Consider the following 26,905-nt stretch of genomic DNA (forward strand, 5'->3'; position numbering starts at 1 on the left):
CATCCACATGGTGTTGATGACTTGTCAAGGTCAGCAGGACACCAATATCGCGCGATTCGCAAGGTATTTCGGGATAACACCACAAGGCCTGGTGGAGTTCAACCGGCGCCGCGGGAATACGCGGCTTTCTGATAAGGAAAATAAAAAGGGGTGGCCTTCGCCACCCCTCGAGGTCGAACGCGAGCTTGAAAAGATCGCTCAGAGCGCCTGTTCGATGTCCGGAATCAGCTTGAACAGATCGCCCACCAGACCGATGTCGGCGATCTCGAAGATCGGCGCTTCGCCGTCCTTGTTGATCGCCACGATGGTGCCGGCGTCCTTGATGCCGGTCAGGTGCTGGATAGCGCCGGAAATGCCGAAGGCGAGGTACAGCTCCGGCGCGATGATCTTGCCGGTCTGGCCGACCTGCAGTTCGTTCGGCACGTAGCCCGCATCCACCGCGGCGCGCGAAGCGCCCACGGCGGCGCCGATCTTGTCGGCGAGCTTGAAGATGATCTCGAAGTTTTCCTTCGAGCCGACACCGCGGCCGCCGGAGACCACCTTGCTGGCGCTCTGCAGGTCGGGGCGGTCGCTCTTGCCCTGCTGGAGATTGACGAAGCGCGTATGCGTCGGCAGCGCGGCATCGACGCTGACGGCTTCCACCGGCGCGCTGTTCGCACCCGTGGCGGCAGCCGGCCAGGAGGCCGTGCGGATGGTGGCGACCACGGCGTGCGCCGGGTTCGCTTCCACCGTGACGATGGCGTTGCCCGCGTAGATCGGGCGCTTGAAGGTGTGCGCGCTTTCCACCGACATCACGTCGCTCACCTGCGCCACGCCGAGCAGGGCAGCGGCGCGCGGCGCCACGTCCTTGCCGAAGGTGGTGGAGGGAAAGAATACGTGGCTGTAGCCGGCGGCGGCCTTGGCCACCTGCGGCGCCAGCACGGCGGCCAGCGGATGCGCGTTCTCGGCTCGCGCGATGGTGAGCACCTTGCTCACGCCCTCGATGCGCGCGGCCTCGGCGGCGATGGCGTCGACGTTGTCGGCCAGCACCAGCACGTCGATCGCTTCGCCCTTGACGGCGGCGGCGGCGCTGACGGCGCGGGCGGTGGAGGGGTTCAGCTTGCCGTTGAGGTGTTCGGCGATAACCAGAATCTTGCTCATATCGATCTCCCGGCAACCTGCTTAGAGCAGGCCCTTCTGCTTGAGCGCGGCCACCAGTTCGGCGGCGTCCTTGACCATCACACCCTTGCTGCGCTTCGGCGGCGCGGCGTACTGCGTGGTCTTGAGCTGGTCGTGGGCTTCCACGCCTAGCGAGCCGAACTCGATGGTGTCGATCGGCTTGGACTTGGCTTTCATGATGTCCGGCAGCTTGATGAAGCGCGGCTCGTTGAGGCGCAGGTCGGTGGTGATCACCGCCGGCAGCTGCGCTTCGATCGTCTCAAGGCCCGCGTCCACTTCGCGGGTAACCGTGGCCTTGCCGTCGGCGATCTCCACCTTGCTGGCGAAAGTGGCCTGCGGGCGGTCCCACAGCGCGGCCAGCATCTGGCCGGTCTGGTTGGCGTCGTCGTCGATCGCCTGCTTGCCCAGGATGACCAGCTCGGGCTGCTCCTTCTCGACCAGCTTGAGCAGGGTGCGCGCGGCGGTGAGCGGCTGCACTTCGTCGGCGGTGACCACGTGGATGGCGCGGTTGGCGCCCATCGCCAGGCCATTGCGCAGGTGCGCGGTCAGGTCGGCCGGGCCGATGCCCACTACCACCACTTCGGTGGCGATGCCTTTCTCGCGCAGGCGCAGGGCCTCTTCGAGGGCGATGTCGTCGAACGGGTTGGCCGACAGCTTGACGCCGTCGGTCATCACACCCGTGCCATCGGGCTTGACCTGGATGCGGACGTTGAAGTCCACCACACGCTTGTAGCCGACAAGAATCTTCATCTGCGGGTCCTTCATGGTGAGCCGCCCGCCAGGGCGGAAGCCTCCATTCTAACCATTTTCAAACACTTGTATGAAGGAGGCCGCGGCGCGGCCCGGCTGGGCGCGTTCAGTTCAATACGCGCTGCAAGGTGCGCGTGGCCGCTTCGACCGAGAAGTAATGGCGGATATTGTCCAGGCCCGCGGCGGAAAGCCGCGACCACAGCGCCGGGTCGTCGCGCAGCTGGCGATAGGCCGCGGCGAAGGCTTCGGCCTCGCCGGCCAGCAGCACGTTGTCGCGGTCGTGCAGGTGCATGCCCTCGACCGCGAGCGGCGTGGCGATCACCGGCAGCCCGTAGCTCATCGACATGTTGATCTTGCCCTTCACTCCGGCGCCGAAACGCAGCGGCGCCAGCGAGGCGAGGCAGGTTTCCATCCACGGATCGAGGTCGGCCACGCGGCCGTGCAACTGCAGGCCGTCCTGCGCCAGCTCGGCGCGCAGCGCATCCGAAATGTCGCCCAGGATGTGCACGACGACGTCCGGATCGACCTTGCGCAGCTCCGGCAGGATGGCGCCGGCGATCCAGCGCATCGCATCCACATTCGGCGGATGCCCGTGGCCGCCGACGAACAGCAGGCCGCGGCGCTCCGCATGCGGTTTGGTGCAGCCGTGGATCACGTGGATATTGGACACCAGCTCCACCCGCGCGGCCGGCGCCAGGCTGCGCAGCAGGGCCTGCTCGTCGGGGCTGACCACGAAGGTGACGTCGCTGTCGGCGATCAGGGTCAGTTCGCTCTGCCGCGACAATTTGGCCTGGCGCAGCATCGAGGCCTGCCCGCTCAGTTCCGCCGCGCGCTGTTCGCGCACGAAATGCAGGTCGACCGTATCGAAGATCAGCTTCGCCTGCGGCGCATGCTGCCGCACGATATGCAGGTACTGCCCGGCCACGGTGTGGCGGCACAGCATCACCGCGCGCAGTTCCTTGCCGTGCTCGGCCAGCCAGCGCGGCAGGCCTTCGGCGGAGGACAACGCCAGGATCTCCACGCCGAAACGCCCCAGCCGGTGCATGTCCGCGCGCGAGGTGCGCGTGTCGTCCGGACAGAAGGTGACGCTCCAGCCGAGGCTGCGGAAGATCTCGAACATCTCCATCAGGCGCAGCGAACCCGAATCGCGCGAGGCATCGGGCGTGGTGCCGTCCACCACCAGCAGGCGGCCGCGCGCGCGCCAGTGCACGGCCTGGTCCAGCGCGGTCTGCCGCGACGGATGGCCGGCCAGCACGCCGCGCCACTTGGCCACGAACTTGTCCTGGTTGATGGTCTGGAAGCGCTTCATGCCGCTGCTCAGATCCGTGCCGGCACTGATGCCCTCGCAATGGATCACCATGCTGGCGGGCTCGTAGTACACGCGCCAGCCGGCGGCGCGCACGGCGAAGGCCAGGTCGGTGTCGTCGTAATAGGCCGGCGAAAGCAAGGTATCGAAGCAGCCGACGTATTCGAACAGCGTGCGGCGGATCATCAGCGCCGCGCCGGAGACGTAGTCCACCTCGCGCCGGAACTGCCAGGCCGGCGCATCGCGGCTCTCGAAGCGCCCCAGGTTCCAGCAGCTGCCGTCGTCGAACACCAGCCCGCCCGCTTCCTGCAGCCGGCCGTCGGGATAGACCAGCTTGCTGCCGGCGATGCCGCAGTCGGAGCGCTCGGCGAAGCATTGCAGCAGCGCCTCCATCCAGCCGGAGGTGACCTGCGTGTCGTTATTGAGGAACAGCAGGAACTCGCCGCGCGCCGCCTGCGCACCGGCGTTGCAGCTGCCGATGAAGCCCAGGTTGCGTTCGTTGCGCAGCACGCGCAGGCCCGTTACGCCGGCCAGCACCGCGGCGCTGTCGTCGGGCGCGGCGTCGTCGACCACGATGATCTCGATCGGCGTGGCGCTGGCATGCAGCACGATCGAGCGCAGGCAGGCCAGCGTGTAGGGCAGCTTGCCGTAGGTGGGAATGACGATGGACACGCGCGGCGCCTCGGCGCGCGGTACCGCGAACGGCGCGAACGGCTCGTCCAGCGGCAGCAGCGACAGTGCTTCGTCTTCTTCGGGAATCCGGCGGAATTCCTGCAGCACGCGTTGCGCTGTCCCATGCCAGCCGCGCAGCGCCAGGCTGGCGCGCGCGCGCTGCAACAGGTAACCGAGGCGCTTGAACCGCCAGTAGAGCTTGGCTGCCAGCTGGATACCCTCGTTCCGCTCAGAGGTTCTGGTAGTTCGGGCCCGAACCGCCCTCGGGAGTGACCCAGTTGATGATCTGGTACGGGTCCTTGATGTCGCAGGTCTTGCAGTGCACGCAGTTGGCGGCGTTGATCTGCAGCCGCTTGCCGGCTTCGTCCTGCACGATCTCGTAGACGTTGGCGGGGCAGAAGCGCTGGCAGGGGTTGCCGTACTCCTCAGCGCACCTGGTCACGCAGATCGAGGTGTCGGCCACGTGCAGGTGCACGGGCTGGTCTTCGTCGTGCTCGGTGGCGGCGAAGTACACGCCGGCCAGGCGGTCGCGCGGCGGCAGTTCGCGCTGCACGTAGTCGCGCTTGGGTTCTTCCTGCTGGCCGAGCTTGTGCAGCGACGACCAGTCGGCCTTGTTCTTGAGCGTCCACGGCGACGCGCCGCCGGTGACGGTTTCCCAGGCGGCGTTGAGCATGCCGAACCACAGGCCCTTCTTGAAGGCGGGCTTGATGTTGCGGACCTTCTTGAGTTCCGCCATCACGTCCGAGCCGCGCAGCTTCGCGTCGAAGCCGGTCGGGTTCAATGCGCTGGCGGCGAGATGTTCGGCGGCGAGCATGCCGCTGCGGATCGCCTGGTGCGTGCCCTTGATCTTCGGCACGTTGAGCAGGCCGGCGGTGTCGCCGATCAGCAGGGCGCCGGGCATCTCCAGCTTCGGCAGCGACTGCCAGCCGCCGGTGACGATGGCGCGCGCGCCGGCCGACAGGATGCTGCCGCCTTCCAGCAGCGGCTTCATCGACGGGTGGTTCTTCCACTGCTGGAAGGCTTCCCACGGCTGGTAGTCCGGGTCGCTGTAGTCCAGGCCGCTGACGTAGCCCAGCGCCACGCGGTCCTTGTCCAGGTGATACAGGAAGCTGCCGCCGTAGGTGTGGCTGTCGGCCGGCCAGCCGAAGCTGTGCACGATCTTGCCGGGGGTGACGCGGCCGGGCGGCAGTTGCCACAGCTCCTTGATGCCGATGGAGTAGCCCTGCGGGTCGCTGTCCTTGTCCAGCTCGAAGCGCTTGATCAGCTGCTTGGTGAGGCTGCCGCGCGCGCCTTCGGCCAGCACGGTGACCTTGGCCTTGATGTCGATGCCCTGGGTATAGCCGGGCTTGTGCGAGCCGTCCTTCGCCACGCCCATGTCGCCGATGCGCACGCCGGCGACGGCGCCATGTTCGTCGTAGATGTTGTCGGCGGCGGCAAAGCCTGGGAACACGTCCACGCCCAGCGCTTCGGCCTGCGGCGCCAGCCAGGCGCACATGGCGCCCAGCGAGACGATGAAGTTGCCCTTGTTGTGCATGCCTGGCGGGATCGGCAGGCTGCGGTGGCCGGTCTTGCTGAGCAGCCAGAACTCGTCTTCCACGGCCGGCACGCAGATCGGCGGAGGGTTGTCGCGCCAGCCGGGCAGCAGCGCATCCAGCGGCTGCGGTTCGATCACGGCGCCGGACAGGATCTGCGCGCCGATGGTCGAGGCCTTCTCGATCACGCACACGCTCACCTCGGGCTTGAGCTGCTTGAGCCGGATCGCGAACGACAGGCCGGCGGGGCCCGCGCCCACGACGACGACGTCGTATTCCATGATTTCGCGTTCGCTCATCGGTCGCTCCGGAAGGTTCTGGCTGGCTGGTGGTGTGCAGGCTGTGGCGAGGTGGCCGGGGCCATCTCAGCGCGCCATTGTCCGGTTTCGTGCACTGTGCGGCAACGCATGGTGCAGCACCGCTTGCAAACGCTTAACCCGCGCCATCGATAATCGATCCCGCCACCAGGGAGACTTCATGAATCCATTGCCGCCGATCTCCGACCATGACCAGCGTCGCGCCACGCTTTGCCAACTGCTGCACTGGCTTGCCGCCGGGAGGGTCCAGCCGGAGGGACTGGCCGAGGTCTACCAGGAAGCCATCGAGCGTCTGAATCCGCAGCTCAATGCTTTCGTGGGCTTGAGCCCCGGCCTGCTGCGCGAACAGGCCCGCGCGGCGCAGCATCGCCGCCGCGACGGTGTGCTGGGCCGGCTCGACGGCCTGCCGGTGGCGATCAAGGACAACTTCGACGTGGCCGGCTGGCCCACCCGCGCCGGCCTGCCGGGCCGCGCGCAGGCGGCGGAAGGCGACGCCCATGCGGTGGCGCGGCTGCGCGCTTCCGGCGCGGTGCTGCTGGGCAAGACCAATATGGACGAGGGCGCGCTGGGCGCGGCCACCGACAATCCGCACTACGGCCCCACCCACAACCCGCATCGCCATGGCTATACCGCCGGCGGCTCCTCCGGCGGCGCGGCCGCGGCGGTGGCTTCGGGCCTGGCGGTGGCGGCGATCGGTTCGGACAGCCTCGGCTCGATCCGCATCCCCGCCAGCTATTGCGGCGTATACGCGCTGAAGCCCACCCACGGCGAAATCTCCGCGCGCGGCCTGGTGCCCGCGGCGCGTCGCCTGGATGCGGTGGGCCTGCTGGCGCGCAGCGCCAACGATCTGACCGTGCTGCTGCAGGTGCTGGCCGGCTACGACGCCGACGATGCGCGCTCGCGCCGCCGCCGCGTGGCCTTCGCGCCGCCGGACTGGGAGCCGGGCAACCTGCGCTGCGGCCTGCTGCCGGACCTCGCCGCGGTGGGCGTGGAGCCGGCGGTGATCGACGTGTTCGAAGACGCGCTGTCGCGCCTGCCGCGCGAACTGGGCGAACGCCGCGCGGTGGACTTCACCGACTGGGACTTCGCCCGCACCCGCCGCGCCGGCCTGTTCCTGATGGAAGCGGAGATGCTCAGCACCTTCGCCGCCGACCTGGAAGACCGCGCGCATCCGCCGTCGGAACGCTTCCGCCACATGCTTTCCTACGCCGCCACCAAGAGCGCGGCCGATTACGCCGTGGCCGACCGCGTGCTGGACGCGGCCACGCTGAAGATGCGCCGCCTGTTCGCCCAGGTCGACGTGCTGGTGCTGCCGACCACGCCGCAGGGCGCGTTCCCGCTGGGCGGCGCGGTGCCGGATTCGCAGGCCGACCTGACCAGCTTCGCCAGCCTCGCCGGCTGTCCGGCGGTGAGCATTCCGATGGGCACGCTGCCGGACGGCATGCCGGTGGGCATGCAGCTGGTCGGCGCGCGCGGTTCGGATCTGCGCCTGCTGGAGCTGGCCGAGGTGTGCGCGGCGACGCTCGATGCGGAACCGGTCTACCCCGTGGAGCCGCGTCCGCTCGCATGACCTTGTTTGCGCAGCCATGGCAGCCGATCCCGTTGCCGGGCGCGGAACTGCGCCTGCTGCCGCACTGGCTGGCGCAGGACGAAGCGGACAGCTTGCTGGAGGAACTGCGCGGTTCGATCGCCTGGGAGGTGCACCGCATCCGCATGTTCGGGCGCGAGGTGGATTCGCCGCGCCTGAGCTGCTGGGTCGGCGACTCCGACGCCACCTATGTTTATTCGCGCACCCGCTTCGAGCCTCACCCGTGGACCGAAGCACTGGCCTCGCTGCGCTGGCGCGCGCAGCAGGCCTGCGGCGCGCGCTTCAACAGCGTGCTGGCCAATCTCTACCGCGACGGGCGCGATGCGATGGGTTGGCATAGCGACGACGAACCGGAGCTGGGGCCGCGGCCGGTGATCGCCTCGGTGAGCCTGGGCGCGGAGCGGCGCTTCTGCCTGCGTCCGCGCGCGAAAGATGCCAGCCCGCGCGACGTGCGCGGCCTGGAACTGCCACATGGCAGCCTGCTGTGCATGTCGGGCGAAACGCAGCGGAACTACCAGCACTCATTGCCGCGCACTTCGGCGGCGGTCGGCCCGCGCATCAACCTTACCTTCCGCTGGATCGACGCGCGCCGCTGAGCGGTCAGTCGCGTGCCGCCGCGCGCTGTTCCAGCGTCCAGCCCACCACCTGCGCCGCCAGCGCGTCGCCGGCCTGGCCGAACGCCGCCACCACCTGCGGTACGCCGGTGCCGTTCACCGGCTGGGTGACTTCGAAGCGGCGCGCCGCGACGATCTTCAGCCCGCTGTTGCGCACCAGCCGCGCGTCGTAGCGCAGCACCACCACCGGCTGCTTGCCGCGGTACTCCGACTGGAACGCGGTGAGGTCGGCGCTGAGCACGTAGTCGGCCTGCAGGTTGGTGTCGTCGCTGCTCAGCGCGGCGATGCGGCCGTCGTTGCGGAAACCTTCGAGCAGGCGATTGCGCAGCAGCACGGGCACGCGGTCGCTCCAGCGCGCGCCCTTGTACACGCTGACCACGTCGCCTTCGGGCAGTACCGCGATGCGCGCGCTGTCGAGCATGCGTTCGGCCTGCGGCGTATCCACCCGCAGCGACCAGTTCACCGCGCCGGCCTGGGCCTGCGGCAGCGGCGCGGCGGGCAGCCGGTAAACATCCGGCGATTCGGCTTTCGGCAGCACCGAGCAGGCGGCGACGGCGAGCAGGGCCGCCAGCAGCGGCGCGCGGCGGGCGGCGGTCGTCAGGGCACGGGTCATGGCACGAACTCCTTGCTGCGGTCGCGGCCGAGCAGGAAGCCGGCCGGGTTGTCGTCGAGCTTGCGGGTGATGCCGCGCAGCGAATTGGCGGCGTCGCGCAGTTCGCGCACCGCCGGGCCCAGTTCGCCCAGGCCTTGCATGCCGCCGTCGAGCGAGGCGCGGTTGTCGTTGAGCAGGCGATCGATCGCCGCGGTGGAACGCTCCAGCGAGGCCATCGCATTGCGCGCGCTTTCCAGCGTGGCGCGGCCCTGCTGGTCGACCAGGCCGTTGGCGCTGCGCGCCAGCTGCTCGGTCTGTTCCAGGGTGGCGGTGGCCTGCTTGCTGGCCAGGGCCAGCTGGCTGAGCAGGGCGCGGATATCGTCGCGCTGGTCGGCTACCGCGCCGGTGGCCTTGTCCAGGTGGTCGAGCGTGCGGCTGATGCGCGCCACGTTCTCGTCGGACATCAGCTGGCTGGCGCGCGAGACCACGTCGTTGATATTGGTCATCACGTCCTCGCCGTTGGACAGCAGTTTGCTGAGCGGCGAAGGGTCGGCCACGATCACCGGCAGGCCGCCGTCCGGCGCGGTGAGCGCGGGGCTGCCGGGCGAACCGCCGCTGAGCTGGATCACCGCCATGCCGGTGACGCTGGTGAGCGCGAGCTTGGCGTGGGTGTCCTGCTTGATCGGCGTGTCGGCGCCCAGGCGGATGCGCGCCAGCACGCGGCGCGGGTCCTTCGGGTCGAGCTTGAGCTGGTTGACGTCGCCGACCTTGATGCCGTTGTACTGCACGGCGCTGCCCTGCGAGAGGCCGCTGACCGCCTCGTTGAATACGATCTGGTATTCGGCGAACTGGCGGTCGGTGCTGGACTTGGCCAGCCACAGGCCGAACAGCAGGGCGGCCGCCACCACGATCACGGTGAACAGGCCGATCAATACGTGATGAGCGCGGGTTTCCATCTCACTTCACCTCTTGCGTCTTTTCCGCGGCATCGAGCGCGGCACGGCCGCGCGGGCCATGGAAATACGACTGGACCCAGGGGTCGGGGTTCTGCGCGACTGCTTCCAGCCGGTCGCACACCAGCACCTTCTTCTGCGACAGCACGGCCACGCGGTCGCAGATGGTGTAGAGCGTGTCCAGGTCGTGGGTGACCAGGAACACGGTGAGGCCGAGCGCATCGCGCAGGGTCAGGATCAGCTGGTCGAACGCGGCCGCGCTGATCGGGTCCAGGCCCGCCGTGGGTTCGTCCAGGAACAGGATCTCCGGATCCAGCGCCAGCGCACGCGCCAGCGCCGCGCGCTTGACCATGCCGCCGGAAAGCTCGGACGGATATTTATGTTCGGTGCCCTGCGGCAGCCCGGCCAGGGCCAGCTTCACCGCGCCCAGCGCCTCGGCATCCGGCCGCTTCAGGCCCGCGTGCTCGATCAGCGGCATGGCAATGTTCTCGACCACATTCTGCGACGAGAACAGCGCGCCGTTCTGGAACAGCACGCCGAAGCGCCGCTCGATGCGCGAGCGCTGTTCCGGCGGCAGGCGCAGCAGGTCCTGGCCGAACACCTGCACCTGTCCGGAGGTGGGCCGGCGCAGGCCGACGATGGTGCGCAGCAAGACCGACTTGCCGGTGCCCGAGCCGCCGACCACGCCGAGGATCTCGCCGCGGCGCACGTCCAGGTCCAGGTGCTCGTGCACGGCCTGCGCGCCGAAGCGGTTGACCAGGTCGCGCACCTGGATCACGTCTTCCTGCGCTGCGGTCTGCTGCGCGACGGCGTTCACCAGTTCATCTCCATGAAGAACAGCGCGGCCACGGCGTCCAGCAGGATCACCACGAAGATCGACTGCACCACGCTGGAGGTGGTGTGCTCGCCCACCGACTGCGCGCTGCCGCTGACCTTGAAGCCTTCCAGGCAGCCGATCACCGCGATCAGGAAGGCGAAGACCGGCGCCTTGGACAGGCCGACCAGGAAATGGCGCACGCCGATGTCGGCCTTGAACAAGGTCAGGAACATGGTCGGCGAGATATCCAGAGTGAGCGCGCATACCACCGCGCCGCCGGCCAGGCCCGACAGCATGGCCAGGAAGGTGAGCATCGGCAGCGATACCAGCAGGGCCAGCACGCGCGGCAGCACCAGCAGTTCCACCGGATCCAGGCCGAGCGCGCGGATCGCGTCGATCTCCTCGTTGGCCTTCATCGAGCCGATCTGCGCGGTAAAGGCGCTGGCGGTGCGGCCGGCCATCAGGATGGCGGTGAGCAGCACGCCGAATTCGCGCAGGAAGGAAAACGCGATCAGGTCCACCGTATAGATGGTGGCGCCGAAGTCGGCCAGCACGGTGGAACCGAGGAAGGCCACTACCGCGCCGACCATGAAGGTGAGCAGGGCCACGATCGGCACCGCGTCCAGCCCGGTCTGCTCCACGTGCGCCACCAGCGAGGTGACGCGCCAGCGGCGCGGGTGCGGCAGGCCGCGCGCCAGCGACTCCAGGGTCATGCCGATGAAACCTAGCAGCTGCAGCTGCTGGCGCCACACGCTGTCCATGGCGCGGCCGATGCGCGCCAGCACTTCGGTGATGGCGGAGTGGTGGCGGCGCGGTTTCTGCGGCGTGCGGTAGGCGTCGAGCGCCTTGCCTACGGTGTCGAGCAGGGCGCGCCGCGCGGGCGGCAGTCCGTCGGCCTGCGCCAGTTCGGCGACGCGGTCGGTGCCGAGCAGGCGCACCAGCAGCGAGGCGCCGGCGGTATCCAGCGCCGAAAGGCCGGCGAGGTCGATCTGCGTGCCTTGCGGCAGCGGGGCGGCGAAGGCATCGACGCGGCGTTCGAGTGCGGCGTAGTGGGCCAGGGTCCAGTCGCCGGCGACGCGCAGCCGCGGCGGTTGCGCGCTGGCATCGAGTTCGGCGCTTCCTGTCGCGGTCGATGGACTCATGAAGAACGATCTTATAGGGCAGCGCCGTGTTTTGTATGCGCGGCGCCGTGAAGCAGCAGCCTACGGGAAAACGGCGACATCGTCCCGGACGTCCATGCGGCCGCGTACCTGCCGCCGCATCGCAGCATCGCCGCGGCTTGGAATGCGGTGCGGCGCCCGGCGATAATGCGGCTTTTCCCCAGGCGCATTCCGATGACCGAGAAGACCGTACTCAATGCCACCCACCGCGCGCTCGGCGCGCGCATGGTCGATTTCGGCGGCTGGGACATGCCCATCAACTACGGCTCGCAGATCGAGGAGCACCACGCGGTGCGCCAGGACGCCGGCATGTTCGACGTCTCGCACATGACCGTGGTCGACCTGCACGGCGCGCGCACCCGGGAGTTCCTGCGCCACCTGCTGGCCAACAACGTCGACAAGCTGAAGGTGCAGGGCAAGGCGCTGTACTCCTGCATGCTGGACGAGCAGGGCGGGGTGATCGACGACCTGATCGTGTATTTCTTCGACGACGCGCACTTCCGCCTGGTGGTGAACGCCGCCACCCGCGCCAAGGACCTGGCCTGGATCGAGCAGCAGGCCAAGGCCTTCGCCGTCGAGGTGAAGGAGCGGCCGGACTTCTCCATGATCGCCGTGCAGGGTCCGAACGCCCGCGACAAGACGATCGGCCTGCTGCACGAGGTGGACCGCGAGCGCATCCGCAAGCTCGGCAAGTTCGTCGCCGCCGCGGCGCAGGGTCCGCACGGCATGCCGCTGTTCATCGCCCGCACCGGCTACACCGGCGAGGACGGCTTCGAGATCCTGGTGCCGGAAGACCACGCCGTCGCGCTGTGGGAGGCACTGGCGGCGGCCGGCGTGAAGCCGGCGGGCCTCGGCGCGCGCGACACGCTGCGGCTGGAAGCCGGCATGAACCTCTACGGCCAGGACATGGACGAGACCGTCAGCCCCTGGGAAGCCAACCTCGGCTGGACCATCGCACTGGACGAAGGCCGCGACTTCATCGGCCGCAAGGCGCTGGAAGCGCAGAAGGCCGCCGGCGTGAAGCGCGTGATGGTCGGCCTGGTGCTGGACGAGAAGGGCGTGCTGCGCCACGGCCAGAAGGTGCTCACCGCCAACGGCGAGGGCGAGATCCTGTCCGGCAGCTTCGCGCCGACGCTCAACAAGGCGGTGGCGTTCGCGCGCATTCCGGCCGGCGATCCTGGCGAGGTGCGGGTGGACATCCGCGGCCGCGAGGTGCCGGTGCGCGTGGTGAAGTACCCGTTCGTGCGCGACGGCAAGCCCTGCGAAGGCATCTGAAGCGGCGGCCGAGTGTTGCCCTTCCGGTGAAGCGGCTTAGAATGCCGCGCATCGTCTGACCCCCATACCACCCAACCTCCTTCAACCCAGGACTGGACCCGATCATGAGCGAGATTCCCGGCGATCTGAAATTCCTCAAGTCCCACGAGTGGGCTCGCGCCGAAGACAACGGCAACGTCCGCGTGGGCATCTCCGACCATGCCCAGGGCCAGCTCGGCGACGTGGTGTACGTGGAGCTGCCCGAAGTCGGCGCCAGCGTGCAGGTCGGCCACGGCGTGGCGACGGTGGAATCGGTCAAGGCCGCTTCCGACATCTACACGCCGGTGTCCGGCGAGATCGTCGAGGTCAACGAGGCGCTGGCCGACTCGCCCGAGACCATCAACGAAGACGCCTATGGCGAAGGCTGGCTGTTCGTGGTGAAGCCGAGCGATCGCGCCGAGCTCAACGAACTGCTCGACGCCGACGCGTATGCCGAGCAGCTGGAGAACGAAGACCACTGATCGCGAATGCGCGAAAGTGGATCGAACGACGGCCGCGCAAGCGGCCGTCGGTTTGTGTGAGGCGGCTCGCGCGAGAAGCTCGATCGAGGAGCTCGACGGAGCCGGTCGCGGGGGGATGGCGGCCCTCGGGCGGGTCGGAAGGGTCGCCGAGGGGCCTCCGGTCGAAATTCGTTCATCCACCCGAAAACACCCCCGCGAGGGGTCTAAGCCCTTGCTCGCCAAGGGGTTAGGCGTTCAGCTTGATTGGCTCACGCGATTATGAGCGAGTGGCGCGGAATAGCGCGTTTTATGCGGGATTTAGGCCGGTTTTTGATTTTTTCCGATTTTCTCGTATGGCCGTATGGACGTCCAAACGGATAATCCATTCCGGACCCGCGGAGCCTTGTGGGACGGGGCTTCCGGGGTGGATGCGGCAGGTCGGCCGGATTGAATTCCCGGTTGAAATCAATTGACAGCCGAAATAATCGGGAATAGTTTTCGCACCAGATAACGGGGAACAGGCGTTATGGCACCATCGAAGTTCATCAAGCCGTATGTGGAACACGGCGAGAAAGCCGGAGCGGTACGCAAGATCACCGTCTCCATTCCGGTCCACGTTTTGCGGCTGCTGTCGGACGAACGTACCCGTCGTCAAGTGAACAATTTAAGGCACGCCACCAACAGCGATCTGCTGGTTGAGGCGTTCCTACATGCTTTTACTGGGCAACCACTGCCAACTGATGAGGAGCTGAGACGAACTATGGCCACTGCCAAGAAAGCTGCGAAGAAACCGGCCGCCAAGAAGGCTGCCAAGAAGACCACCGCGAAGAAGGCCGCTACCAAGCGTCCGGTCGCGAAGAAGCCGGCCGCCAAGAAGGCCGTCAAGAAGACTGCGAAGAAGGCTGCCGCGCGCAAGCGTCCGGCTGCTGCCAAGAAGGCGTCCGTCAAGAAGGTCGCCGTGAAGAAGGTTGCCAAGAAGGCCGCCAAGAAGGTTGCCAAGAAGCGCACCGTGAAGAAGGCTGCCGCTGCCAAGGTGGTCAAGGCCACCAAGACGGCCAAGCCCAAGGCTGCCAAGAAGTAAGCACGACTAAAAAAGCTTTACCTCGATTTTCTCTCCCTGCGGTGCCCAGCGCAGGGAGGGGCACTTCGAAAAAGTTTTCGTCCCGGCCTTCGTGCCGGGACGCTTCGTTTCAGGGGTATGGAAATGGCCGGCGCACGCGCCCACAGGGTCCGGACGTCCGTTTTCCGTCGCCATCCGGCCGGCCGCCGCTAGCGCATTCCCCCTTCCAGCACCGTGAAATTAAGCGCGATTTGCCGTAGTGCTGCATTGCGGTTACCTTTCGCGTATCCGCGCCGCGGCAGGCCGGGGGGTCCGCCGCTCCTGGGTACACAGGGGGAAAAAGCGCGGGTATCTGATGACACTCAGCGAGAGACCATGGATACCCGATACATACGTCATGCGCGCACGCACGCGCGCGGGGCTATCCAGCCCATTGTCATAGCCGTCCTGGTGGTCGTCGTCGTGTTGGCGGCAGCGGCCTGGTTCCTCATCATCAAACCGCATCAGGACCTGATGCAGGCGGACAACGGCGGACATCCGTCCACGCCGGTCTCGGCCGGTACGGAAGCGGCGCCGCCGCCGGCGAACGTGGAGGCGATGAGCGTCAACCAGCTGCTCGCCGAAGCGCGCCGCGCCATGAACGAGCAGCGCCTGCTCGCGCCGGCCGGCAACAATGCGTTCGAGTTCTACCAGAAGGTGCTGCAGAAGCAGCCCGGCAACCAGGTGGCCACCGACGCGCTGCGCGAAACCTTCCCGTTCGCCGCCAACGCGGCCGAGCAGGCCATCAACCAGCGCGACTTCAACGATGCGCAGCGCCAGATCGACCTGCTGGCCAAGGCGGATCCGGCCAACTACACGCTGACCATCCTGCGCTCCAAGCTGGACGCCCAGCGCAAGCTGCTCGACCGCGAACAGCAGCTGGCCGCCGACAAGGAGAAGCAGGCGCAATTGGCCGCCCAGAAGGCCGCCGCGGACAAGGCCGAAGCCGACCGCCAGGCCGAGCTGAAGACCCAGCAGGCCGCCGCCGCCGAGCAGGCGCGCGTGGCGCAGGCGCGCCAGGCGCAGCAGCAGCAGGCCGAAGCCGCCCGCCAGCCGCAGGTCGCGGCACCGGCGGCCGCCGCACCCAGCGATGCGGCGACGCATGGCGCGGTGCTGGTGAAGAACACCGCGCCGCGCTATCCGACCGCGGCGATGCGTTCCAACCAGGAAGGCTGGGTGGAGCTGTCGTTCACCATCACGACCGGCGGCGACGTCAGCGACGTGAAGGTGGTCGACGCGCAGCCGCGCCACGTGTTCGACCGCGCGGCGATCGACGCGGTGAGCCGCTGGAAGTACCAGCCGGCGACCCAGGACGGCACGCCGGTGGCATCGACCAAGCGCCAGCGCATCGAGTTCAAGCTGTAAGGCCGGGCGACCGGCAGACGAAGGAGGCGCCGCATTGCGGCGCCTCTTTTTTTGCGCGCGGGTTGCGTGCGCGGCCGATAAAAAAGGCGCCACCAGGGCGCCTTCTGCGGATCCGCGGCTACCAGCTCAGCGCCGATGCCCGCGCTTGCTCGATGCGGCCTTGGTGCCGCCGCTCTTGCGCGCCTTGAGCTTGCCCTTGCCGGTCGACTTGGCCGCCGCGACCACCGGTGCATCGCTCTCGACGCCGGCCCAGTCCACGTGCTCCAGGCCCAGCATGCTGTCGAACACCATCGGCATCAGGCCGGACGGCATCGGGCTGGCGGAATTCCACATCGTCACCACGCCCGTGCGGTACTTCGGAAAGAAACCGATCATGGTGCGGTAACCCTCGACCGCGCCCGCATGGAAGATCAGCGTCTCGCCGCCGTACTGGAACACGCGCCAGCCGAGCGCGTACGAGGCCTCGGTCAGCCGCTCGCGGCGCCACGGGGTGGAGCGCAGCTCCACCGGCGTGCTCACTTCCGGCGCGTGCAGGGTTTCCAGCAGCCTGGGCGGAAGGACGTCCGGACGGCCGCCCATCTGCGCCACCAGCCACTGCTCCATGTCGCGCAGGCTGGCGTTGACGCCGGCGGCGGGGGCCACGCGGTAGTAGGCCTCCTTCGGCTCGAACGGACGCCAGGTGCCGGCGCCCGCGGGGCGGTGCGGGCGCGCCCAGCTTGCGCTGTTCTCCAGCGCCTCGCGGCCGTAGCTGGCGGTCTTCATGCCGAGCGGGAAGAAGATGCGCTTGTCGACCTGGCGGTAGAAGAAGTCGCCGGTCATGCCGTAGATCACGTCGCCGATCATGCTGAAGGCCACGTTCTGGTAGCCATAGCACTGGCCGACGCCGCAGGTCATCTTCACTTCGTCGAGCCGGCGCACCAGCTCCTCGTAGGGCACGTCGCCTTCGAGCATGTTGTCGTAGGTGTTGCGCGGCAGGCCCAGGCGCTGGCCGAGGATGTCGCGCACGGTGGCCTTCTCGGCGGCCGCGGCGTCCTTGAGCTTGAAGAACGGCAGCACGTCGGCCAGCCTGGTGTCCCAGCTGAAGCGACCGTCGTTCACCAGCACGCCGGCCACCGCGGTGGCGAAGGCCTTGGACAGCGAGGCGAGGCGGAACACCGTCTCCGGCGTGATCGGCTCCTGCGTGCTGGCGTTGGCGTAACCCAGCGTGTGCTCGTACACCACTTTGTTGTCCACCACGATCGCGGTGGCCAGGCCGGCGACGGCGTGGCGTTCGTCGAGCTTCTGCAGCCAGTCCTGGTAGGCGGCGACGGTGGCCTTGATCCGATCGTCCGGCAGGTGCTGCGGCGCGGGATTCGCGCTCTGCATGGACACCTGCGGCTGGGTCGGCGGCGGCGTCACCTGCGAAGGAATCGCGACCTGGGGCAAGGCACCGTGGGGCAAGGTGGCCTGGGGCGAGCTGGCTTGAGGTGGACTGGCCTGAGATAAGCCGGCCTGAGCCGGCGCGGACGCGGCTTCGGCGGGGAGTGGACCGCCGGCGAGGCCGAGCACACCGGCGATCAACAGAAAGAGATGGCGAAACTGCATGCTGCTCTGGCGTCGTATGGGCGCCGCTGGCGCCGTAAACGGGAGTACCTGGATTCCCTGAGGCTATCGGCGGGATCCTTCCCGGTTTTAGACATTCCAATTGTGGGGCACTTCGTGCCGCTCTACAACGGACCGCCGTCGGCCTGCCGTGGCCCCAGTCACGCGGCGGACGGCTGCGCAGCCGGCCTCGACGACAGGTCGGCTTCCAGCATCAGCGCCGCGGCACGCTCGGCCAGCATCAAGGTGGGTGCATTGGTGTTGCCGGTGATCAGCGTGGGCATTACCGAAGCATCCACCACGCGCAGGCCCGGCACGCCCCACACGCGCAGCTCGCTGTCCACCACGGCCTCGTGTTCGCGCCCCATGCGGCAGGTGCCCACGGGGTGGTAGATGGTCTCGGCGCGGCGGCGGATGAAGTCCTCGTATTCCGCGTCGGTGCGCAGTTCCGTGGCCGGTTGCACCGGTGCGCCGCGGAAGGCGTCGAACGGTGCCTGCGCGAAGATCTCGCGGGACAGGCGTGCGGCCTCGATCATCATCTTCAGATCGTGGCCTTCCGCATCGCCGAGGTAGTTGGCGTGGATGGCGATGGGCGCCGCCGGATTCGCCGAACGCAGGCGCAGCTGCCCGCGGCTGCGCGGATGCAGATAGCACGCGTGCACGGTGTAGCCCCGGCCGGGCAGGGCGCGTGCGCCGTGGTCGTCCAGCTGCGCGGGGATGAAATGGAACTGGATATCGCAACGCTCGTCCGGCGCGTGCCGGCTGCGCACGAAGCCGCCGGCTTCGGCGGCGTTGGAGGTACCGATGCCGTCGCGGTGCCGCGCATAGCGCCAGGCCACGGCCAGGTCGTTGAGATGGTCGAAGGTGGCGCGGCTGTGGGTGCCGGTGACGCTGCAGATGTCGAGGTGATCCTGCAGGTGGGCGCCGACGTGCGGCTGGTCCAGTGCCACCGCCACGCCGTGTTCGCGCAGATGATCGGCCGGGCCGATGCCGGACAGCATCAGCAACTGCGGCGTGTTGATCGCGCCGGCGGCGAGGATCACCTCGCCGGCCTCGACGCGCCGTCCATCGATCTGCACCCCCACCGCACGGCCTCGCTCGATCAGCACCCGCTGCGCCAGCACGCCGGTGCGCACTTCCAGATTGGCGCGCTGCAGGGCGGGCCGCAGATACGCCACCGCGGCCGAGCAGCGCGCGCCGTCGCGCTGGGTCACCTGGTACAGGCCGAAGCCGTCCTGCCGTTCGCCGTTGAAGTCGGGGTTGCGGTAATAACCCGCGGCGACACCGGCATCGATGAAGGCACCCGACAGCTCGCTGTGGAAGCGCAGGTCCGCCACGCCCAGCGGCCCGCCCGTGCCATGCCAGAGGCCGGCGCCGCGCGCGTTGTCCTCGCCGCGCAGGAACCACGGCAGCACGGCGTTCCAGCTCCAGCGTGCATCGCCGGTGGCCTGCGCCCAGGCGTCGTAGTCGGCCGCGGCGCCGCGGATGTAGCACATGGCATTGATCGAACTGGAACCGCCCAGCGTCTTGCCGCGCGGCCACCACAGGCGGCGGTGGCCGAGCTGCGCTTCGGGTTCGGTGCGGTAGCCCCAGTTGATGCGCTGGCTGCCGTAGATCCGCGCCAGGCCGCGATGGTCGCCGACCAGCTTGGCGATGCCGGCGGGCATGTGGATCAGCGGATTCAGGTCGCGCGGCCCGGCTTCCAGCAGCAACACGCGTTTGCCCGGGTGTGCGCTCAGCCGGTTGGCCAGCACGCAGCCGGCGGAGCCGCCGCCGACGATCACATAGTCGTAGTCCATGCGCTTGCCCATCCGTCTCCCCCGTGGCCGCCGCTGGCGCGTCATGCTCGCATGCTAGTCTGCGCGCGACCTACGCAGGATGTCCCCGGTGAACTCACCTCGTCCTACCGCGACCGGCCAGGCCCATGCCCCCGTGCTGTCCGCCGTGGCGTTCTTCTTCGTGATGGCGGGCTACTACATCATCCGGCCGGTGCGCGACCAGCTCGGCGGCGCGGTGGGCGCGCAGGCGCTGCCGCTGTTCTACGCCGCGGTGCTGCTGGTGATGCTGCTGCTCACGCCGCTGTTCGGCATCCTGGTGGCGCGCTTTCCGCGCAAGCAGCTGCTGAGCTGGAGCTACTGCTTCTTCGCGCTGTGCCTGCTGGCCTTCGTGCCCGCCTTCGTGGCGCAGGACCGCATCGGCGCACGCTCGCTGGGCATGGCGTTCTATGTGTTCGGCAGCGTGTTCAATCTGTTCGTGGTGTCGCTGTTCTGGAGCTTCATGGCGGACATCTTCGACAGCGCCGGGGCGCGCAAGGTGTTCTCGCTGATCGCCCTGGGCGGCATGGCGGGCGCGGTGGCCGGCCCTGTCATCACCAAGCTGCTGGTGACGGCGATCGGCGTGGCGCCGCTGCTGGTGGTGTCGGCGGCGAGCCTGCTGGTGGCGCTGGCCTTGCTGCTGTCGCTCTCCGGCAGCCAGCAGCGCGGAGCCGGCGCGGACCAGCCCTTGGGCGGCTCGATCTGGGCCGGCATCAAGGAGCTGTGGTCGCGGCCTTTCCTGCGCTACATGGCGATTTTGATGCTGCTGGGCGACGGCATCGGCACGCTCGCCTATGCGCTGATGGCCGACTACACCAAGGCGCACATCGCCGACAAAGTGGCGCGCACCGCCTTCTACAACGACATCGACCTCTACACCAATGTGATCGGCGCGGTGCTGCAGCTGACCGTCACGCGCTGGCTGATGATGCGCCACGGCGCGGGCTGGGGCCTGGTGGTGCCGGCACTGGTGAACCTGGTGCTGCTGCTGGGGCTGGCCCTGGTCGGCACCGGCCAGATCGCGCTGTTCGGCTATGCGGTGCCGATGCTGGCGGTGACCATGGTCGGCTCGCGCGCCTTCGCCTACGGCATGACCAAGCCGGCGCAGGACGCGCTGTACACCCGCGTGCCGCGCGAGACGCGCTACAAGGGCAAGAACTTCGTGGAGACCGCGGTGTGGCGCTTCGGCGACGTGCTGGTCACCAGCGGCGTCAACCTGTTCGGCATGCTGGGCGTGACGCTGTCGGGCATGGCCTCGGTCGGCGTCGGCATTTCGGCGCTGGCGGCGTGGATCGCGCGCCGCGCGGGCCGGGCGCCGGACCTTGCGCCGGACGCGCCCGCGAAGCCCTGACAACCTTTCGAGGGTGAATCCTTCTCCCCTCGGGAGAAGGTGGCGGCAGCCGGATGAGGGTACGGGCGGAGTGGGACGTTTCACTTCGCCCGTACCCTCACCCCAACCCCTCTCCCGGAGGGAGAGGGGCTTCAATCAAGGAATCAGCGCCCGGCGATATACTGCTCGAGGTGGTCGATCTGTTCGGCCTGTTCCTCGATCACCGCCTTGACCAGATCGCCGATCGAGATCACCCCGATCACGCGGCTGTCGTGCACCACCGGCAGGTGGCGGATGCGGCTGTCGGTGCACAGGCGCATGCAGTATTCGACTTCCGTGTCGGGGCCGACGGTGAGTGCGGGGCTGCTCATGATCTCGGCCACCGAAGTCTGCGCCGAAGAGCGGCCCTGCAGGATCACCTTGCGCGCGTAGTCGCGCTCGGAAACCATGCCGACAAGCTGCTCGCCGCGCATCACCAGCAACGCGCCGACCTGGCGTTCGGCCATGTGCTTGATGGCGTCCAGCACCGTCGCGTCTTCCGCGATGCTGAAGACCTGATGCCCCTTGCTGTCCAGCAGATGCTTGACCTGACGCATGCCTGGCCTCCGGAGTGAAGGTGGACGATCGCCGCATCAGTCTAGCGCCGCTGCCTGCTGGAGGTGTAGCGCGGACGTGAATCCGCCCGGCGCTCAGCCGCGTCCGCCGCGGCGCCGTTCCTCGATGAAGTACAGCGGCCGCTGCTTGCTCTCCGCGTAGCTGCGGCCCAGGTATTCGCCGATCACGCCCAGCGCCAGCAGCTGGATGCCGCCGAGGAACAGGATCACCAGCATCAAGGTGGGATAGCCGCGCACCGCGTCGCCCCAGATCAAGGCCTTGGCCAGCACCCATACGCCGTAGGCGAAAGCCAGCAGCGAGGCGCTGATGCCGATCCAGGTGGCCAGGCGCAGCGGCGCGGTGGAAAACGAAGTGATGCCTTCCACCGCCAGCTGGGTCAGGCGCCAGTAGTTCCATTTGGTCTGGCCGGCGTGGCGCGGGTCGCGTTCGTAGCGCACCGACGTCTGGCGGTAGCCGATCCAGGCGAACAGGCCTTTCATGAAGCGCTGCCTTTCGCGCAGCTGGCGCAGCGCGTCCAGGGCGCGGCGCGAGAGCAGGCGGAAGTCGCCGGTGTCGCGCGGCACGGCGGTGTCGGAGAGCTTTTCCATCGTGCGGTAGAACGCCGCCGAGGTGAACCGCTTCAAGCCGGTTTCGCCGGCGCGGGCGCTGCGGGTGGCGTAGACCACGTCGTAGCCGGCGCGCCACTGTTCGACCAGGGCGGGGATCAGTTCGGGCGGGTCCTGCAGGTCGGCGTCGATCACCACCACCGCGTCGGCGTCGGCTTCGTCCAGGCCGGCGGTCATTGCCGCCTCCTTGCCGAAGTTGCGCGAGAGCTTGAGGCCCGCGGCGCGCGGGTCGCGCTGGGTGAGCGCTTCGATGATGTCCCAGGTGCGGTCCGCGCTGCCGTCGTCCACGTACAGCACGCTGCAGTCGAGCGGCAGCTGGTCGAGCACGCCCGCCAGGCGCTGGTGGAAGGTGTCGAGCACCGCCGCTTCGTTATAGGCGGGCACGATGACGGTCAGCTGCGGCATGCGCGGGTCCATGCGGGAAACCCGCGCATGCTAGCGGACCGCCCGTGCGGCGGCGACGTTTTCAGCGCGTGCGGCGCACCTGCGCCGGCGTGTCGCCGCGCAGATAGCCCGGGCCGCCCAATTGGCCCATCTGCTGCTGGATCCAGGCGGCACGGCTCAGCACGTAGGGGCTGGGCTGGGCCACCTTGAAGCGGCGCGGGCTGGGCAGCACCGCGGCCAGGCGCGCCGCCTGGGTCGGCGCCAGCCGGGCGGGCGCCGTATGGAAATACGCATCGCTGGCCGCGCCCACGCCGTAGACGCCGTCGCCCAGCTCCGCGATGTTCATGTACACCTCGAGGATGCGCTGCTTGGGCCAGGTCGCCTCGATCAGCACGGTGAAATACGCCTCCAGCCCCTTGCGCACGAAGCTGCGGCCATTCCACAGGAACAGGTTCTTGGCGGTCTGCTGGCTGATCGTGCTGGCGCCGCGCAGGCGCTTGCCGTCTTCGGCGGCGTCCATGGCGTTCTGGATGGAGTCGAAGTCGAAGCCGTGGTGGAACGGGAATTTCTGGTCCTCGCCGGCCACCATCGCCATCGGCACGTAGGGCGACACTTCCGACCATGGCACCCAGCGGTAGCGCAGGTGGAAATCCGGCTCGCCGTGGATCAGAGCGCTCAGGCGCCGTTCCATCATCACCGCCGACGTCCACGGCGGCACGAAGCGCAGCACCAGTACCGCGAACCAGCTCAGGGCAAGCCAGGCAAGCGCCAGGATGGCGACCGGGCGCAGCAGGCGGACGATGAGGGAGCGGCTGGGCGGCATGGGAACGCGGTCATAAGGGACGCGGCAGTATAAGAGGCCGCCCGGCCGCGCCAAGCCGGCCCGCCGGCCCGGCTGGCATACACTGGGCTGCGCTGCCGCCTCCCGGCCTGCCGGCTTGCATGCCCGCGCGACGCCCCCATCTCTGCGCGCTTGTCCTTAGAGGTCCGAATCCGTGGAAACCGTTCTTGTCGAAGACGTGCTGCACCGCTTCCTGCTCGAGCGCGCCGGCGTGCGCGGCGTGCTGGTGCGGCTGGGCGCCGCCTGGCGCGAAGTGGCCGGGCGCGCGGACTATCCGCCGGCGCTGCGTTCCCTGCTGGGCGAATCGCTGGCGGCCAGCGCGCTGCTGACCGGCAACATCAAGCTGGAAGGCAATCTGTCGATCGAGCTCAAGAGCAGCGGCGCGCTGCGCCTGCTGTTCACCGAATGCACCGACCAGGGCCGCCTGCGCGGCCTGGCGCGCTGGGACGGCGTGCTGCCGGCGCCGCTCGCGCTGGAGGAGCTGCCGGAGGCGGTCATGGCCATCACCATCGGCCACGCCGAGCGCGGCCAGCGCTACCAGGGCCTGGTCGACCTGCGCCATCCGCAGCTCGGCGGCGCGCTGGAAGGCTATTTCACCCAGTCCGAGCAGCTGCCGGCGCGCATCCTGCTGGCTGCCGACGGCGAGCACGCCGTCGGCCTGATGCTGCAGCGCCTGCCCGGCGAAGGCGGCCGCGATGGCGTGCAGGACGACGACGCCTGGCCGCGCATCGGCCACCTGGTCGACACGCTGGGCAAGGAAGAAATGCTCGCCACCGCGCCGGAGGAGCTGCTGTACCGGCTGTTCCACGAGGAATCCGTGCGCCTGTTCGACCCGCGCCCGCTGGCCTTCGGCTGCAGCTGCACGCGCGAGCGCGTGGAATCGATGCTGCGCTCGCTGGGCCGCGAGGAAGTGGAAGCCGCGCTGGAAGCGCGCGAGGGCGAGATCGAGGTGACCTGCGAGTTCTGCGCGCAGCGCTATACCTTCGACCGCATTGACGCCGAACACCTGCTCAGCCATTCCGCGGTGAGCGCGCCGGGCACGGCGCAGTAAAGCCGGTGGTGCTTCAGGGCAGCGCGAAGTGATATTCGCGCTGCAGCCACACGTCCGCGGCATGCGGCGTGGCGAACAGGAAACCCTGGCCGTAGCGGCAGCCGACGCGCAGCAGCGCCTCGCGCTGGTCTTCCTGCTCGATGCCTTCGGCGATCACCTGCATCTGCAATGAGTCCGCCAGCACCTGGATGGCGCGCACCACGGCCAGGCTGTGGCCGCCTTCGCGCGGCAGTTCGGTGATGAAGGAGCGGTCCACCTTCAGCGTGCTGATCGGGTACTGATGCAGGTAGCTCAGCGACGAGTAGCCGGTGCCGAAATCGTCCAGCGCGATGCCGACGTCGTGGGCGCGCAGGTTGTCCAGGATGCGCTTCACCTGTGAGGCGTTTTCCAGCAGGGCGCGCTCGGTGACTTCGATGCGCAGGCAGCGCGTGGGCACGCCATGCGCGGCCAGCAGGTCGAGCAGGCGGCGGTCCAGGTCCGGCGAGCGGAAGTGGCGGCCGGACACATTGATGCTGACGAAGCCGTCGCTGCCGGTAAGCGCCTCGGCCTGGGCGCAGACCTGTTCGAAGATCTGCCAGTCGATGCTTTCCGAGCAGCCGCTTTCCTCCGCCACGGCGAGGAAGTCGCTGGGCGTGAGCAGGCCGCGGTCCGGATGGCGCCAGCGCAGCAGCGCCTCGTAGCCCACGGTGCGGCCGTCTTCCAGCGAGACGATGGGCTGGTAGAACGGCACGAATTCGTTGCGGCTCAGCGCGCGGCGCAGGTCGCCTTCCATTTCCAGCAGGGACAGCGCCTCGCGGCGCAGGCGGTCGTCGAACACCGCGGCGCGGTGGCGGCCTTCGTCCTTGGCTCGGTACATGGCGGCGTCGGCATCGCGCAGCAGTTCTTCCGGGCGCTGGTAATGCGGGCCGGGCAGGGCGATGCCGATCGAGGCGGAGGTGAAGATCTCCTTGGCTCCCAGGCGGAACGGCGTCTGCAGCTCGGCGATGATGCGCTCGGCGATGACCAGCGCCATGCGGTAGTCGGTGATGCCTTCGGCCAGCACGGCGAATTCGTCGCCGCCCAGGCGCGCCACCACGTCGCGGGTCTTCAGGCAGGCGCGGATGCGTCCGCCCACCTGGAACAGCAGGTCGTCGCCGACCAGATGCCCGACCGAATCGTTGATGACCTTGAAGCGATCCAGGTCGATGAACAGCACCGCGAACATGTCCTGCGGACTGCCGTGATAGCGCTGCAGCGCCTGTTCCAGCCGCTGCAGCAGCAGGGTGCGGTTGGGCAGGCCGGTGAGCGAGTCGTGCAGGGTTTCGTACTTGAGGCGGCGCTCCACGCGCTCGCGCTCGGCGATCTGTTCGCGCAGGTCGCGGTTGGCCAGCGCCAGCGCGCGGGTGCGCTCGGTGACGCGGCGTTCCAGGCTGGCGTAGGCCTGCTTCAGCGATTCGGTGGTGTGCTTGCGCTGCAGCGCATTGGCCACGTGGTAGCTGACGAAGGTGAGCAGCTCCTGGTCGCGCACGTCGTAGGTGTGCTCGGGCGAATAGCTCTGCACCGCCAGCACGCCCATGGCGCGCTCGCCCCAGATCAGCGGCACGCCCAGCCAGCACACCGAGCGCGAGCCGTGCTGGCCGATCTCGCCCTGGCGGGCCAGGCGGTCGATGTCGTCCGGCGAGGCCAGCAGCGGCTTGCCATGGCGCAGCACGTATTCGGTGAGGCCGCGGCCGTGCGAGCGCGGCAGGCGCACGGTGTCGAATTCGTCGACCGAATACGGGAAGGTGAGCTGGTTCGGTTCTTCGTCCAGCAGCGCGATATAGAAGTTGCGCGCGTACAGCAGGCCGCCGATGACGCGGTGCACGGCGGCGTAGAAGTTGTCCAGGCTTTCCGAGGCGTTGGCCAGTTCCGCGATGCGGAACAGCGCCGCCTGCAGGCGTTCGCCGCGCTGGCGCTGCAGCACCTGCTGGCGCAGCACGCGGTTGGCTTCGCGCAGCGCGGCGGTGCGGCTGGCCACGCGGCGTTCCAGTTCGGCGTGGGCTTCGCGGCGTTCCAGTGCCGTCTGCACGTGCTTGGCCACGTAGCTGAGCAGTTCGCGGTCGTGCTCGGTGTAGTGGGTGTCCTCGCGGTAGCTCTGCACCACGATGCCGCCGACCACGCGGCCGTCGCGCTGCAGCGGCACGCCGAGCCAGTCCTCGCACACCGGGCCGAGCAGCACGAACTGGCCGGCGAACTGGCGCGAGAGTTCCTCCACCGAACCCATGATCGGCTGGCCGCCCTGCAGCAGGTTCCAGGTGAGGCTGTGGCGCATGTCCTGCAGCGGCACGCTCTGGTCGGGCAGGGGCGGGTCCTTGTCCATGGTGTCGACGTAGTACGGGAAGCGCACGCTGTCGGTGGCCGGGTCGTACAGGGCGACGTAGAAATTTTCCGCGTACATCAGGCTGCCGAGGATGCCGTGCAGCGCGTGCATCATCTCGGCCATGTTGTGTTCGGTGCTGGCCTGGTCGGCGATGGCGTAGAGCGCGCGCTGCAGGCGCTCGGCCATGGCCAGGCGGGAGATGGCCTCGTACAGGCGCGAGGTCTCGGCCAGCTGGCGCAGGCGGGCGGCGGCCATGCGGCCCAGCCAGGCGATTTCCTCGGTGTCCGCGGCCGGCACCGGCCCTTCCGCGGCCAGGACCAGCAGGCGCTGGCACTGGGGATCCTCGGCCAGGGCCAGCTGGCCCGGCAGGAGCGGGTCGGCCGGCGATTCCAGCGCACGCCAGAGCAGGGCGCCGCGTACCCCGAGCGCTCGCAGCACGGCCCCGCACACCTCGGTGACCCCGGCCGCGTCGCCGGCCCGGAACAGGCCTTCCACGGCCGCATGCAACGCCGCGGAGTGGGACTCCGCAGACGGAAACATCGGGGTGGAACTGGTGGGTACTGAACTCATCCGGCGCGGACCGGTCCATGCGTTGCTCACATGCGCCTTTATATCGTCTCTGTTCAGCGTTGTCGCTGACGGGACGGGCGGGGGCGGACGCTTTTCGCC

At 68.6% G+C, this 26,905-nt stretch carries 22 protein-coding genes; 8 read left to right on the forward strand and 14 right to left on the reverse strand.

The window, feature by feature from the left end; genetic code table 11:
- Nucleotides 1–198: 198 nt before the first annotated feature.
- From FHW85_RS06895 to FHW85_RS06910, 4 genes are all read right to left on the reverse strand, one after another.
- A complete protein-coding gene (locus tag FHW85_RS06895) occupies nt 199–1,140 on the reverse strand; it encodes an FAD-binding protein (protein WP_167257060.1) in 942 nt (313 codons plus the stop codon).
- A gap of 21 nt (nt 1,141–1,161) precedes the next feature.
- Nucleotides 1,162–1,908, reverse strand: a complete 747-nt coding sequence (locus tag FHW85_RS06900; RefSeq protein ID WP_167257059.1) for an electron transfer flavoprotein subunit beta/FixA family protein — start codon at nt 1,906–1,908, stop codon at nt 1,162–1,164.
- 106 nt (nt 1,909–2,014) lie between these two features.
- The gene (locus tag FHW85_RS06905) at nt 2,015–4,051 is read right to left on the reverse strand and encodes a glycosyltransferase (protein ID WP_246866688.1); all 2,037 of its coding nucleotides are present in this window, start codon (nt 4,049–4,051) and stop codon (nt 2,015–2,017) included.
- Nucleotides 4,052–4,115: 64 nt separating this feature from the next.
- Entirely contained in the window at nt 4,116–5,717 is a 1,602-nt protein-coding gene (locus FHW85_RS06910) for an electron transfer flavoprotein-ubiquinone oxidoreductase (protein WP_168647789.1), read from the reverse strand.
- 178 nt (nt 5,718–5,895) lie between these two features.
- Here FHW85_RS06910 and FHW85_RS06915 point away from each other — a divergent pair, with 178 nt between their 5' ends.
- Together FHW85_RS06915 and FHW85_RS06920 are read left to right on the forward strand one after the other, a co-directional pair.
- Entirely contained in the window at nt 5,896–7,305 is a 1,410-nt protein-coding gene (locus FHW85_RS06915; protein WP_168647790.1) for an amidase, read from the forward strand.
- Entirely contained in the window at nt 7,302–7,919 is a 618-nt protein-coding gene (locus tag FHW85_RS06920; protein ID WP_168647791.1) for an alpha-ketoglutarate-dependent dioxygenase AlkB, read from the forward strand. Before FHW85_RS06915 ends, FHW85_RS06920 begins: the two co-directional genes overlap by 4 nt.
- Before the next feature lie 4 nt (nt 7,920–7,923).
- Here FHW85_RS06920 and FHW85_RS06925 read toward each other — a convergent pair whose 3' ends face one another.
- The 4 genes from FHW85_RS06925 to FHW85_RS06940 are packed head-to-tail and all read right to left on the reverse strand — an operon-like array spanning nt 7,924 to nt 11,441.
- The gene (locus FHW85_RS06925) at nt 7,924–8,550 is read right to left on the reverse strand and encodes an ABC-type transport auxiliary lipoprotein family protein (RefSeq protein WP_168647792.1); all 627 of its coding nucleotides are present in this window, start codon (nt 8,548–8,550) and stop codon (nt 7,924–7,926) included.
- Nucleotides 8,547–9,485 (reverse strand): MlaD family protein, encoded by a 939-nt coding sequence (locus FHW85_RS06930; RefSeq protein ID WP_168647793.1) that lies wholly within the window; start codon nt 9,483–9,485, stop codon nt 8,547–8,549. Before FHW85_RS06930 ends, FHW85_RS06925 begins: the two co-directional genes overlap by 4 nt.
- 1 nt (nt 9,486) lies before the next feature.
- On the reverse strand, nt 9,487–10,299 hold the full coding sequence (locus FHW85_RS06935) for an ATP-binding cassette domain-containing protein (protein WP_343203680.1): 813 nt from the start codon (nt 10,297–10,299) through the stop codon (nt 9,487–9,489).
- Nucleotides 10,296–11,441, reverse strand: a complete 1,146-nt coding sequence (locus FHW85_RS06940; protein ID WP_168647794.1) for an ABC transporter permease — start codon at nt 11,439–11,441, stop codon at nt 10,296–10,298. Before FHW85_RS06940 ends, FHW85_RS06935 begins: the two co-directional genes overlap by 4 nt.
- Before the next feature lie 192 nt (nt 11,442–11,633).
- On the opposite strand from FHW85_RS06940, the gene gcvT reads away from it, so the two are divergent.
- From gcvT to FHW85_RS06960, 4 genes are all read left to right on the forward strand, one after another.
- Nucleotides 11,634–12,734: a glycine cleavage system aminomethyltransferase GcvT gene (gcvT, locus tag FHW85_RS06945; protein WP_168647795.1), complete on the forward strand. Its 1,101-nt coding sequence runs from the start codon at nt 11,634–11,636 to the stop codon at nt 12,732–12,734.
- A 104-nt stretch (nt 12,735–12,838) separates the two neighbouring features.
- Complete coding sequence (gene gcvH, locus FHW85_RS06950) at nt 12,839–13,234, forward strand: glycine cleavage system protein GcvH (RefSeq protein ID WP_167257051.1); 396 nt, start codon at nt 12,839–12,841, stop codon at nt 13,232–13,234.
- A 505-nt stretch (nt 13,235–13,739) separates the two neighbouring features.
- Nucleotides 13,740–14,294 carry a met regulon transcriptional regulator MetJ gene (metJ, locus tag FHW85_RS22550; protein WP_167257050.1) on the forward strand — a complete coding sequence of 185 codons (555 nt, stop codon included), beginning with the start codon at nt 13,740–13,742 and terminating at the stop codon, nt 14,292–14,294.
- Between the two features lie 354 nt (nt 14,295–14,648).
- Nucleotides 14,649–15,677 (forward strand): energy transducer TonB, encoded by a 1,029-nt coding sequence (locus FHW85_RS06960; RefSeq protein WP_167257049.1) that lies wholly within the window; start codon nt 14,649–14,651, stop codon nt 15,675–15,677.
- 126 nt (nt 15,678–15,803) lie between these two features.
- Here the strand turns inward: FHW85_RS06960 and FHW85_RS06965 are convergent, their stop codons facing one another.
- Complete coding sequence (locus FHW85_RS06965; RefSeq protein WP_168647976.1) at nt 15,804–17,042, reverse strand: serine hydrolase domain-containing protein; 1,239 nt, start codon at nt 17,040–17,042, stop codon at nt 15,804–15,806.
- Nucleotides 17,043–17,419: 377 nt separating this feature from the next.
- Complete coding sequence (locus FHW85_RS06970; RefSeq protein WP_168647977.1) at nt 17,420–19,057, reverse strand: GMC family oxidoreductase N-terminal domain-containing protein; 1,638 nt, start codon at nt 19,055–19,057, stop codon at nt 17,420–17,422.
- Nucleotides 19,058–19,145: 88 nt separating this feature from the next.
- On the opposite strand from FHW85_RS06970, the gene FHW85_RS06975 reads away from it, so the two are divergent.
- The gene (locus tag FHW85_RS06975) at nt 19,146–20,423 is read left to right on the forward strand and encodes an MFS transporter (protein ID WP_343203681.1); all 1,278 of its coding nucleotides are present in this window, start codon (nt 19,146–19,148) and stop codon (nt 20,421–20,423) included.
- 143 nt (nt 20,424–20,566) lie between these two features.
- On the opposite strand, the gene FHW85_RS06980 is transcribed toward FHW85_RS06975, so the two are convergent.
- The 3 genes from FHW85_RS06980 to mtgA all read right to left on the reverse strand — a co-directional run bounded on the left by FHW85_RS06980 (nt 20,567) and on the right by mtgA (nt 22,829).
- Nucleotides 20,567–20,998: a CBS domain-containing protein gene (locus FHW85_RS06980; protein ID WP_026635581.1), complete on the reverse strand. Its 432-nt coding sequence runs from the start codon at nt 20,996–20,998 to the stop codon at nt 20,567–20,569.
- Between the two features lie 93 nt (nt 20,999–21,091).
- The gene (locus FHW85_RS06985) at nt 21,092–22,027 is read right to left on the reverse strand and encodes a glycosyltransferase family 2 protein (RefSeq protein WP_168647796.1); all 936 of its coding nucleotides are present in this window, start codon (nt 22,025–22,027) and stop codon (nt 21,092–21,094) included.
- 61 nt (nt 22,028–22,088) lie between these two features.
- Nucleotides 22,089–22,829 (reverse strand): monofunctional biosynthetic peptidoglycan transglycosylase, encoded by a 741-nt coding sequence (gene mtgA, locus FHW85_RS06990; RefSeq protein WP_168647797.1) that lies wholly within the window; start codon nt 22,827–22,829, stop codon nt 22,089–22,091.
- A gap of 172 nt (nt 22,830–23,001) precedes the next feature.
- On the opposite strand from mtgA, the gene FHW85_RS06995 reads away from it, so the two are divergent.
- Nucleotides 23,002–23,898, forward strand: coding sequence for an Hsp33 family molecular chaperone HslO (locus FHW85_RS06995; protein WP_167257044.1), 897 nt, complete (start codon nt 23,002–23,004; stop codon nt 23,896–23,898).
- A 13-nt stretch (nt 23,899–23,911) separates the two neighbouring features.
- Here FHW85_RS06995 and FHW85_RS07000 read toward each other — a convergent pair whose 3' ends face one another.
- The gene (locus tag FHW85_RS07000) at nt 23,912–26,806 is read right to left on the reverse strand and encodes an EAL domain-containing protein (protein WP_168647798.1); all 2,895 of its coding nucleotides are present in this window, start codon (nt 26,804–26,806) and stop codon (nt 23,912–23,914) included.
- Nucleotides 26,807–26,905 lie beyond the last annotated feature (99 nt).

The sequence above is a fragment of the Dyella sp. SG609 genome (genome assembly GCF_012275375.1).
Classification (GTDB): Bacteria; Pseudomonadota; Gammaproteobacteria; order Xanthomonadales; family Rhodanobacteraceae; genus Dyella_D; species Dyella_D marensis.